This window comes from Sorangium sp. So ce185 (assembly GCF_051526825.1).
In the GTDB taxonomy this organism is placed as follows: Bacteria; Myxococcota_A; Polyangia; order Polyangiales; family Polyangiaceae; genus Sorangium; species Sorangium cellulosum_D.
The window spans coordinates 12,043,372-12,055,417 of the sequence record NZ_CP150316.1 but is presented as its reverse complement, the minus strand read 5'-3'; the positions used below and the strand labels follow the sequence as shown (position 1 = coordinate 12,055,417).

Sequence of the window (12,046 nt, the reverse complement as noted above, 5' to 3'; positions counted from 1 at the left end):
GAGTTCGTGCGATCACCGCGGGGCGGCGGCGCCGGAACGGCCGCGCTGGCGGCCTCAGCGCGATCCGGCCGACCGCGGGTAGCTCCCGAGCACCTTCACCATCTCGCAGCGGGCGCGCAGCCGCTCGATCGCCTCGGCGACGCGCGGATCGCTCCGGTGGCCCTCCAGGTCGACGAGGAAGACGTAGTCCCAGTGCTTTTGCCGGCTCGGGCGCGACTCGATCCTCGTCAGGTTGATGGCGGCGTCGTCGAAGATGGCGAGCACCCGGCGGAGCGCGCCGGGCTCCTCCTGCACGGAGAAGACGATCGAAGTCTTGTCGGCGGCCGTGGGCGGCGCGTCGGCCCGGGCGATGACGATGAAGCGGGTCGCGTTCTCGGGGCGGTCGTGGATGCGCTCGCGGAGGAGCGGCAGCCCGTAGAGCTCGCCCGCGCCGCGGTTGCCGACCACCGCCGCGGCGGGATCGCCGAGGACCTCGTGCGCCGCCGCGGCGACGGAGGCGGTCTGGACGATCTGCGCGCCGGGGAGGTGCTTGGCGAGCCAGAGCCGGCACTGCGAGAGCGCGTGCGAGTGCCCGTGGACGCGGGTGATGCCGCTCAGCCCCTCCGCCTTGCTGAACAGGCAATACGCCACGTCGAGCACGAGCTCCTGTCGGATCTGGAGGTCGCTCTCGATGAGGGCGTCGGCGGTCAGGGTCACCGAGCCGTCCGACGAGCTCTCGATGGGGACGACGCCGCAGGCCGCCTCGCCCGCGCGCACGGCGTCGAAGACGCCCTCGATGGTGCCCGTCTCCCGGTAGCGCGCCGCCAGCCCGAAGAGGTGGCGCGCGGCGACCTCGGCGAAGGCGCCCTCGGTCCCGGGAAAGGCCACCTTCATGGGCTCCTCGAGCGCCAGACAGGCGCTCATCACCTCCCGGAAGACGACCCGGATGGCGTCGCGCGGGAAGCGGCCGGCGCCCTTGGTCTGGAGGCGGTCGAGCACGCGCCGCTCGCGCTCCGGGTCGTGGAACTGCGTGGCGTTGGCGGCGCGCTTCGCGTGCGCGACCTCGAGGGCCACCTCGGCCCGCTCGGCGAGGAGCTCGAGGATCCGATCGTCGATGCTGTCGATGCGCACGCGGAGCTCGCCCAGGGTCGTCATGTACACTTCACCTCGGAGGGGACCGGCGGCCATCAAAGCGCAGGGGACGCCGCCGCGCAAGGCTCGCCTCGGCGCGGGGAAGGCGCGTGAAACGCGCGCGACGGAGGCGCGCGTCGGGGGCGAAGCGGCGTCCGTGCGGGCTCGACGCGTGGGCCCGCTGGGAGAGAGGAGATCGGCGAAGGCGAGGAGGAAGAACGAGCGCCTGACGAGGGAGCGGGGAGGGCGGGAGCGATAGGGGCGGGGGCGGGAGCGATAGGGGCGGGGGCGGGAGCGATAGGGGCGGGGGCGGGAGCGATAGGGGCGGGGGCGGGAGCGATAGGGGCGGGCGCAGGCGAGAGGAGATCGGGCGCGGGCGCGAGGGGATCAGGGAGGGCGCGATACGATGCCAGACGCGCGGTACGACCGCAGAAGGAATGCTCAGATGACGGCTGTCTGGCTTTCTACGGTTGTCTGCTCCGAGAGCGTGTCCGTCTTGGCTCTCTTCGCCTTGAGGCGCGAGCGCCGGTTCAGGGTTGCGCGGTGGCGCGACACGAACCTGGCCGCGATCTTGGGCTGATCGCGGAAGGCATAGCGGCCGCCCTCGCGGAGCTCCTTGGCGAGCTCGTCGGCGGCCCAGAACGCGCGGTTGCGGAGCTCCAGCGCCTGCACGGCGCTCGCGTCGGAGGCCTCGTTGGCGGCGGCGTCCTCGAGCGCATCGGCGAGCGCCCTGGCCCGATTGAGATCCTTGCGCGTGATATCGGTGACGCCGAGCGCTCTCTCGTGGTCGGACCAGAAGTCGACGAGATCGCGCAGGTCCTGGATCGTGTCGGCGAGGCCGGAGCCCTCGGCGATGCGCGAGAGCTCGGCCTGGGCGGCGGGGTCGTTGCGGCAGCCCCAGCGGCCGCCGGCCACGAGCTTCGCGTCGAGCGCCTCGGCCTCGTCGCGGAGCTTGCGCTGCGCCGACGTGAGCTGGACGGCGCCGCGCGCCTTCTGCCAGGTCTTCTCGAGGGCGCCGAGGCGGCGGGCGAAGCGGGCGAGGAGAGCCACCTTGTCGGCGGTGATCCCGACCCTGGCGAGCCGCGCCGCGTGCGTGTGCGCGAGGCGCGCGAGCGAGGCGAGCTCGCGCTCCGCGACGCTCACCGGAATGTCGGGGCCGGCCGCGTAGGTCGGGGCCAGGGCGAGGAGCGCCTCATCGCTGGTCGGATCCTGGGGTTGTGCGGCAGGGCGCTTCGTCCTGGAGACGGGCGTCTTGCCGGATGAGCTGGCCTTGGGTGAAGTGGGCTTGGACGTGTTCTTGACGGTGCGTTTCAGGGGCATGGACTCCCTCCTGGTTGAGCGTAACCGGGGGATGGTCGCTCATGAGGAGGAGCTGTCAACGGCGTTCGGCACGGCCGGGCGTCCGAATGCTGCTGCGATGATGTCTGTGTGTAGATTTCATGAAGAGGCGGCTGGGGCTCGGAGATGACGGGGACGCCGATTCATTGCTTTCGTGAAGAGCGCATTGACACGGTGCGTTCTGTCGTGGATCCCTGTGCGCCAACCAACAGACATTGCGTCGGGGGATCTCGAATGCGACACGCGGGCTGGTCGTATCGTCTCGTGGTATTTTGTGCTGTGGTGCTCTTGCTCGGGCGGGGGCACGAGGGGCTCGCGCTGGCCGGGCCGCCGGAGCCGCGGCTCTTGCCCCTGTCGCCTCCGGGCGGCGGGGTGGCGCTCTCGGCGATTCCATTGCGGCTGCCGAGCGACGGCGCAGGTGGGCTGCTCTTGGGGCCTCGTCCCGATGCGCCGCCGGTCGAGGACGTGGGGGCGCCCCATGGAGAAATGGTGCTCCCCGATCAGGCCCGCGTGGTGGCGTTCGAGGGGGCGGTCCTGGAGATCCCGCAGGGCGCGGTGGATGAGCCGGTGCGGATCACGATCCGGCCGCTTTCCCAGGCCGAGGTGCGGCCGATGGGGCGCGCGATGGTCAACGTCACGTCCGGGGGGAGGGCGTATCGCTTCGGGCCGCACGGGCTCAGGTTCAAGAAGCCGGTGCGGCTGACGCTGCCGTACGACGAGCACGCGATTCCTCCGGGGATGACGGCGCAGCACGTGACGGGCTTCTATTTCGACGAGGCGCTCGGCACCTGGCAGCGCGTCGAGCGAGCCGGCGAGGCCGCGAAGGGGAAGCTGGCGAGCCTGACCGACCATTTCACCGATTTCATCAACGCGACGCTGGCGATGCCCGACGCGCCGGGGGCGCGCTCGTTCGATCCAAGCAGCATCAAGGGGCTCGCGCTCGGCAGCCCGCTCGCCGGCGTGACGCTGGTCGCGCCGCCGGAGGCGAGCTCGAGCGGCTCAGCGCACCTGAGCCACCCGATCGTGGTCCCGCCGGGGCGCAACGGAATCCAGCCGTCGCTCGCCATCGGTTACGACAGCGAGCACCGCAACGGGTGGCTCGGTGTGGGCTGGGATCTGCGGCTGTCGCGGGTGGAGATCGACACGCGCTTCGGCGTACCGACGTACGCGACGGGCGAGGAGCGATACGCGCTCGACGGGAGCGAGCTCGTGCGGACGGGCGACGTGTCGGTCGAGCCGCAGGTCTACCGGCAGCGGGTGGAAGGGCGCTTTGCGCGGATCCTGCGCCACGGGACCGGACCGGACAGCTATCACTGGGAGGTCACGGACAAGAGCGGAACGAACTACGTCTACGGGCGCAGCGCGAACGCGCGGCTCGCCGATCCGGACCCGGACCGGCCGAGCAACGTGTTCCGCTGGTACCTGGAGGAGGTCCGCGACCCGTTCGGCAACCAGATGTTCTTCCATTATGCGCATCGGGTCGAGCCCTCGGGCCCGGCGCCGCACATCGAGGTGCACCCCGAGCGCATCGAGTACACGGCCAACACGTCGCAGGGCGTCGAGGCGGCGTATGCCGTCGACTTCATCTCGGAGGGCGGCCGGAAGGACGTGACGCTGAACGGCAGGCCGGGCTTCCTGGAGCAGACCAGCGAGCGGCTCCGGCGCGTGGACGTGCGGTTCGGCGAGACGATCATCCGCAGCTACGCGCTCGAGTACACCGAAGGGGATTTCGGCAAGAGCTTGCTCCAGGCGATCGCCGTCTCCGGCAAGGGGAGCCGCGACGACGAGGGGACGCTCACGAGCGAGGAGCTCTATCGCCACACGTTCGAGTACTTCACCGCGCCGCGCACCGCCTCCGGGCAGCCCGGGGCGTTCGCGGCCGAGGCCGAGACGTGGGGACAAGCGTGGTCTAAGAAAGGCCTGTCGCGCACGGAGGACTCGACCTTCGGCGGCAGCGTGTCGGTGGGGCTGCTCGGGATCGTCAGCGTGGGCGGCGGCGGGTACAGCGGCGACCAGACGACGCGCGCCAGCCTGCTCGACCTGAACGGCGACGGATTGCCCGACTTCGTCGGCGACGGCGGGGACGCGCTGCGCAACCTGCTGCGCCTGCCCGACCACAATCACTTCGATCCGTTCCACCTCGGCGGGCTCTCCCCGGGGGATCTCGGGCTGACGGACACGTCCGGGTGGAGCGTTCACGCGGGCATCAACGTGGGCGATGCGCTCAGCGCGTCGGCGGCGTACACGCGCAGCCGGGCGGAAGACGAGCGGGTCGTCTCGGATCTCAACGGCGACGGGTTCCCCGATCTCGTGTCGATCGGGGATCTCGGGCAGCTCCAGGTCGCGCTCAACGATCGGCGCGGCGGGTTCCTCGGCGCGAAGGACTGGGGGGCCGTCGACGGCAGCGCGCCGTCGGGCCGCCCGGACTTCGCGCTGGCGTCGCGCGCCGACTTCTTTCCGGCGGACCCGATGCTGCGGTGGATCGCGCCGTTCGAGGGGGACGTGCGCATCGGGGGCGTGCTGCAAAAGCAGGAGGCGGGCGGCGACGGGCTGCGCGTGGAGCTGGTGCGCAACGGGGAGCTGCCGCCGCTGTTCGGCCATGCGTTCGGTCCGGACGAGCTCGGGCCGTGCGCGATCGGCGCGGGCGATTGCGGGGGCGCGCCGCTCTCGATTCACGTGTTCGCGGGCGATCGGCTCTACTTCCGGGTGAGCGCGGCGCCCGAGATCGACCCGGAGCGGGTGGTGAACACGGCGTCCGATCTTCTGTCGTGGAGCCCGACGATCGCCTATGAGGTGAGCGAGGAGCTGCTCGGACAGGTCGGGCCGGACGGCCGGCCCATCCATCGATTCGAGGTTGCGCAGGACCATCGCCTCGGGGGACGGCCCGAGGTGCCGTGGGTCGCGTCGTCGGACGGTCTCGTGAGCATCACCGGCGATCTTGTGAAAGCGTCGACGAGCGATCAGCTGCGGGTCTCGATCGCGCGGGAGAGCGAGGGCACGTTCCACAGCGTGATGGATGAGGAGGTGGTGAGCGCGGACGCAGGGGTGCTGGCGCTCGCGGGGCGCCTGCACGGCGATGAGAATGGCCTCGTGTCGGTGAAGGAGGGCGATCGGCTCTGGTTCCGGGTGAAGTCGGACGTGCCGGACGACCCGGCGCGCGTCTCGTGGACGCCGACGGTCGACTACCGGACCTACTGCCGGGCCGATCGGCAGACCGGCGAGCGGCGCTGCGGGCCGGTGCAGTGCGCGATCCAGCCGAACGGCCGCGCCGGCTGCAAGCTGGACAGCGACACGGCCGAGGACGCGCCGCTTCCGGTGGCGCTGATCCAGCAGCAGCCGTATGTCGCGATGCCCGTGCAGCGGTGGAGGCCGGGGGCGCGCCGCTGGCCCTGGATCGCGACCGAGACGGGCACGGTGCGGCTCGAGGGGACGGTGGTCGTGCCGGGGAATACGTCGCTGACGCTGCTGGTGCAAGGCGTGCACCGGCTGCTCCACAAGCAGCTGTACGTGCCCGCGAGCAGCGCCGGAAGCGCGGTGACCATGGCGGTGGACCTGGAGGTCCAGGCCGGGGAGCCGATCTACGTCACGCTCTTCCAGACGAACGCGTCCGACAGCAACGGAGCGATCATCGACGCGAGCATCGATGGGACGCCGGTGGGGTTCACCGTCCTCGTGCCGGATCCGGCGTCCGAGGCGCTCGTCGATGGGGCGCCGCAGGACCCGACGGCGGGTGGGTTCCATGGCTGGTCCGTCGGCTTCATGAACGGAGACCGCGCGTTCTCGGAGGCGGACATCGTGTTTCCGACGCGCGACCCCGACCGCGGCTTCACGCTCGCGGTGCCGCTCTCGCTGGAGGACGGCACGCGGATCTGGGGCGCGGCGGCGTCGGAGGCGTTCGTGGGCGGCGATCGGGTCTTGCCGTCGGTGGTGGGGCGGCTCTCGGGGCAGCGCCACCGGGGCAGCGTGCGCTACGCGGAGACGTGGAACGCGGAGCTCACGGCGGGCGCAGGCCCCGTGGGCGGCGGCTACAGCTTCGGCAGCACCACGACAGACCTGGAGCTGATCGATCTGAACGGCGACCGCTACCCGGACCGCGTGACGCGCGAGGGCGCGGTGCTCAATACCGGCAAGGGGTTCGGCGCGAGCGCGTCGTTCTCGCTGCCGGAGGCGCTGCGGCGGGTGGAGCACCGGACGGTGCGGCTGAGCGGCGACCTCGCGTCGCTCACGTTCAGCGCGGGAGACGAGGAGGAGCAGACGCTCAACAAGACCGACAGCCGGGGGCGCTCGCAAGGATACCTGCGCACGAGCTTCAGCGCCGGGACGAGCTACGGATTGTCGGCGGCGCACGTGGAGCTGCTCGACATCAATGGCGACGGGCTTGTCGACCAGGTGACGCAGAACCCCGAGAGCGAGGAGATGACGGTGGCCCTGAACCTCGGCTACCGGTTCACCGCACCGGTGCCGTGGCAGCGGGACGGGTTCACCAAAGGCAGCTTCGACGCGGGCGAGCTGAACGGCGCGCTCGGCGAGGTGCTGGGCTTCTTCTCGGACGCGGCGGGCGTGGAGGCGGTGCGGCTGGAGGACACGGGCGCGCAGAGCGTCGGGTTCGGGGCGAGCGCGGGCGGCTCCAGCGGCGGGGTGAGCGCGAGCGTGGGCGCGGGGATCGGCTACACGCGCACGACGGCGCGCACGATCGTGGACTTCGTCGACATGAACGGCGACGGGCTGCCGGACAAGGTGATGAAGGATCCGGGGGAGACGTCGTTCCGGGTGCAGCTGAACCTCGGCGACCGGTTCGCCGCGGAGGAGCAATGGCCGGCAGGCGCCTGGGGCGTGAACATCGACCCGCAGGAATACACGTTCATGGGCGGCGGCGATGCGGTGGGCTTCCGGCGCTCGGAGAGCCTCGACGGCAGCGTGTCGCTCCAGGTCTGTTACTTCGTCTGCATCGGCGGGTCGGTGTACTACTCCGAGGGCAGCGGGGGGTCGCAGCTCGGGTTCGAGGACATCGACGGCGACGGGCTGGCCGACCACGTGCTGAAGCGGGACGGCGACAGCGCGGTGCGGGCGCGGAAAAATGCCATCGGCAAGGCGAACCTGCTCTGGCGCGTGCACCGGCCGCTGGGCGGGAGCGTGGAGCTCGACTATCGGCGCGAGGGCAACCTGGTGGTGCCGAGGGAGGTCGCGGGGAATGCGCCGGTGGACGAGAGCGGGCTGCCCGCGGACGACGCGAGCACGGCGATCGACGACAGGACGGCGGTGGTCGACATGCCGTCGAGCCAGTGGGTGCTGAGCGACGTGGTCGTGCACGACGGCGTGGAGGGCGTGAGCGGCGCACACGGGGTGCACACGTACCGGACGCAGATCGGCACGTACGGAGACGGGGTGTACCACCGCGATGAGCGGCTGGACCTCGGGTACCGGCGCGTCGCGACGACGACGCTGGGCGAGGATGAGGATGGGGTCTTCGCGATGTCGATCGAGGAGGTCGATTACCGGAACGAGGACGTCTACCGGCGCGGACTCGCGGCGCGCTCGACGCTGCGCGACGGCGACGGGATGCTCTACACGGTGGAGGAGGTCGAGCACCAGGCGCCCGATCTTGCGCAGATCGCGGCGAACGGGTGGTTCTTCCCGAGGGAGACGGCGCGGAGGAGCGCGTTCTACGAGGGGATCACGGACGACCCGGCGGCGACCCACAAGAGCACGCGGGAGGCGCGGATCTTCGATGCTGTCGGCAACCTCACCGACGTGTTCTCCTACGGCGAGGAGGGGACCGCAGCCGACGACGTACACCACCACATCGAGTACGAGCAGGACGACGCGCCGTATTTCGTGAAGCCGAGGCTGGTGCAGACGACGGACGCGGAGGGGCGCGTGCTGCGCGAGCGCACGGCGACGTACGGGCCGGGCACAGGCGCGCTCGAGACGCTCACGAACGTGATCCGCGGGGGCAAGCGACCGGACGGCTCGGCGTACGCGGGCGACCAGGCGACGTGGAGCTTTGCCTACGATGAGCTCGGCAACCTGGCGACCGTCACCGATCCGGCCAGCTACAAGCTGACCTACGGCTACGATGCGCTCGCGCAGAGCTACCGCACGTGCGTGACCGACAGCTTCGGCTACCGCTCGATCAGCGTGCCCAACTACGCGTTCGGCACGGTGGCGCAGGAGACGGACGTCAACGGGCACACGATCGCGCATCGGTACGATGACTTCGGCCGGCTGATCGGGGTCTGGGGCCCGAACGACCTTACCGAGCCGCAGACGCTTCCGGTCGGATGCACGCCGAGCAAGATCTGGAGTGAGGAGGACCTCGACGGAGAAGGCGAGCCAGCGGTCGGGTTCGAGTATGCGCTCCAGCCCGATCAGTCGACGGCGCCGCCTGCATGGGCGAAGACGAGCCACAAGGACGCAGAGCACCCGGGCGATCCGATCGTGACGGTGACGTTCGCCGATGGGCTCGGGCGGGTGATCCAGACCAAGAAGGACCTGGAGCGCGACACGGGTACGGGCACCGAGGTCGGGATGACGGTGAGCGGCGCGGTGGCGTTCGACGCGCTCGGCCGCGTGGTGGAGCAGGGGCAGCCGGTGTTCAGCGTGGAGCCGGACACGACGTTCGTGGCCGTGGAGATGCTCCGGAGCACGCATTTCCAGCACGATGTGCTGTCGCGGACGCGGCGGGTCGAGGCGCCCGACCCGAAGGCCGAGACGACGGGCGGCCATGCGCGGACGCTGATCGAGTACGACGTGGTGCAGTTCGATGGACGGCTGCTGTTCCAGGAGACGGTGATCGACGCGAACGGCAAGTCGCGGAGCAGCTACCGGGACGTGGGCGGGCGGATCGCGGCGGTGGAGGAGTGGAACACGATCGACGGAGCTCCGCAGCAGATCGTGACGCGGTACGAGCACGACCCGCTGGGCGAGCTGGTGCGCGTGACGGACGCGCGCAACAACGCGACCACGGCGACGTACGACTCGGTCGGCCGGATGGTGGAGCTCGTGAGCCCGGACGCGGGGCGAACGGAGTGGCGGTATGACCTGGCCGGCAACCTGCGGGTGAAGCAGACGGCGGAGCTCGGGCTGCGCGGTCAGCTGATCCGGTACGAGTACACCTACAACCGGCTGTCGAAGATCGACTATCCGGTGACACAGGACGTGGTGTACACGTACGGCGCCGCCGATGAGGCCGGCGACGCGAAGGGCAACCGCGCGGGGCGGCTGACGCAGGAGACGAGCGCGGCGGGGACGCGGAGCTATCGCTACGATCGCTTCGGGAACGTGGCCGAGCTCGTGGCGGAGTTCCCGCGGCTGCGCGAGCCGCACCGGGGGCCGTACCAGGCGACGCTGAGCTACGTGTTCGATTCTCTGGGGCGGATGCAGGAGATCCACTTCCCCGGCTCCGGCGAGGAGATCGTGCGCTACGGGTACGACCGCGGGGGCCTCCTGGTGTCGGCGATCGGGGAGAACCAGAAGGTCAATCCGCAGCACCCGGACGAGCCGATGACGACCGAGTACCTGAGGCACATCGGGTACGACGCGTTCGGGCAGCGGGTGCGGGTCGTGGCGGGCAACGGGGTCGAGACGAAGTACCGTTACAACGAATCGACGCGGCGGCTGTCGGAGGTGGACGCAGATCACCGGACGCCGCAGATGCAGCAGATGGGGCGGCCGCCGAGGGCGTTCCAGCGGCTGCGCTACGACTACGATCTCGTGGGCAACGTGCTCGCGCTCGACAACGCGGTGCCGTTCGACGAGTCGCTGGGCGGGGCGGTGATGGTCGCGACGACGCAGCAGCGGTTCGCGTACGACGACCTGAACCAGCTGACCGCAGCGTCGGGGACCTACCAGGAGCGGGGCCACGAGCAGCAGCGGTACACGCTGGACATCGCGTACGATGTCCTCGGGAACGTAAAGAGGAAGGGGCAGGAGGTCGCGCGCTACGTGCCGAATGGCCCCGGCGAGTGGCGGTTCGAACAGCCGATCCGGGAGAGGACGTACCGCAACGAGTACCGCTACACGGGGCCGAGGCCGCACGCGGCGAACCAGGTGGACGAGTTCGTGCCGGCGGAGTCGCAGCCGCGGCTGCGGGAGCTGTTCCACGACGCGAACGGCAACCACAAGGAGTGGAAGTACCGCGGGAGCCCGCAGCGGGTGTTGAGCTGGGACGAAGACAACCGGCTGGTGTCGGTGCGGGAGAACGGACAGGAGCTGTCGCGGGCGCTCTACGACGGCGCCGGCGAGCGGCGCGTTCACCTGCACCTGGTGGCCGGCGAGGAGGAGACGGCGTACGTCGACCAGCACCTCGTGGTGCGCAACGGGGTGACGGCGACGAAGCATATCTTCGCGGGTGAGACGCGGATCGCGAGCAAGATCGACGCCGACTGGTTCCAGGAGCCGCCGGTGCTGTACTACCACCCGGACCACCTCGGGAGCACGCAGTACGTCACCGATCAGGACCAGCAGCTGAGCCAGCACGTCGAGTACCTGCCGAGCGGAGAGCTGTGGACCGACCAGACCGACTCGCGGTTCCAGAACCGGCAGCCGTACCTGTTCAACGGCAAGGAGCTGGATCTGTCGACGGGGCTCTACCACTACGGGGCGCGCAGCTATGAGCCGCGGCTCGGGGTGTGGCTGAGCCCGGATCCGATCCTCGACCAGTACATGCGAGGGGCGCCGAACGGCGGTGTCTACAGCCCAATCCACCTGGGGCTTTATACGTACACGCGGAACAACCCGCTGAGGTTCGTCGACCCCACCGGGCTGGCCGAGGAGTGCGTCGATGGCGGGTGTCAGTCGTACGTGGGGCCGCTGGACAGCCCGGAACAGAGCATCGATCCGGATGATACGATGTGCACCTCTGGAGTCTGCGTGGACGGAGGCCCCGCGGAGCGACTCGCTTTCCGCCAAGCGCAGGTCGCGAGAGAAGACGTGCCGATAGAAACATCGATGATCGACCCGATCGATGCGGTGGGCCTCGGCGGCACAGCCGTGTCGCTGGTGAAGGCTGGAGGCAAGGCACTCGTAAAGCTAGCTGCGCGGAGGGCCGCAGTGAAGGCGGAAGCCTTGGCTGCAGGGGAGGGAGGCAGGGCGTTCAGTGGTATAGCCTACGAGCTGAAGCACATTCCGAAACACATCGAAGGGACTCCGGCTGCCGAGAGGCTAATCACCCGCGAAGGAGCAGCACATGTCTTTCCGGACATGGCGACGCTCGCGCGCGTCGAGAACGCCATTTTCGAGGGCGGTCAATTCACAGGAGCGATCGTTCGAGGCGGTACGGTTACCGAGCGCTTCGGTATGATGTTCAAGACCCCCATCGGATACCGCATCGCCGCGGATGGAAGCCGTATTCCCCTCTACTACGGCGAGGCGAAAATCAGCGCCAACGGCCTCTATCATGTGATGCCGCGGACAGGACCAGCAAGGTGAATATGGAAGCATGGTACGAGGTGTGGGCTGACGAGGGGCATTCTGTCCCCTGTCTTCTTCTTCTTCGACCGATCGAGGGCGGGTACGAGATTCTCGACCCGGGCCAGGGCAATCGTCAGCTCTTCCTAAGTGAGAAATATGAAGACGCACGGTTCTGGCTGCTAGAGGA

3 protein-coding genes are annotated in these 12,046 nt (G+C 69.8%); 1 reads left to right on the top strand and 2 read right to left on the bottom strand.

Annotated features, from left to right (window positions below):
* Positions 1-54: 54 nt before the first annotated feature.
* Both pheA and WMF26_RS44410 read right to left on the bottom strand, forming a co-directional pair.
* The gene (gene pheA, locus WMF26_RS44415; protein ID WP_061628186.1) at positions 55-1,134 is read right to left on the bottom strand and encodes a prephenate dehydratase; all 1,080 of its coding nucleotides are present in this window, start codon (positions 1,132-1,134) and stop codon (positions 55-57) included.
* 417 nt (positions 1,135-1,551) lie between these two features.
* Positions 1,552-2,430, bottom strand: a complete 879-nt coding sequence (locus WMF26_RS44410) for a hypothetical protein (RefSeq protein ID WP_437997663.1) — start codon at positions 2,428-2,430, stop codon at positions 1,552-1,554.
* 297 nt (positions 2,431-2,727) lie between these two features.
* On the opposite strand from WMF26_RS44410, the gene WMF26_RS44405 reads away from it, so the two are divergent.
* Positions 2,728-11,877: a DUF6972 family protein gene (locus WMF26_RS44405; protein WP_437997662.1), complete on the top strand. Its 9,150-nt coding sequence runs from the start codon at positions 2,728-2,730 to the stop codon at positions 11,875-11,877.
* The last annotated feature ends 169 nt before the right edge of the window (positions 11,878-12,046 follow it).

What these genes read in the sequence shown, in the direction of transcription:
- WMF26_RS44410 (WP_437997663.1), bottom strand. Translation starts at nt 2,430, where the DNA reads ATGCCCCTGAAACGCACCGTCAAGAACACGTCCAAGCCCACTTCACCC.
- pheA (WP_061628186.1), bottom strand. Translation starts at nt 1,134, where the DNA reads ATGACGACCCTGGGCGAGCTCCGCGTGCGCATCGACAGCATCGACGAT.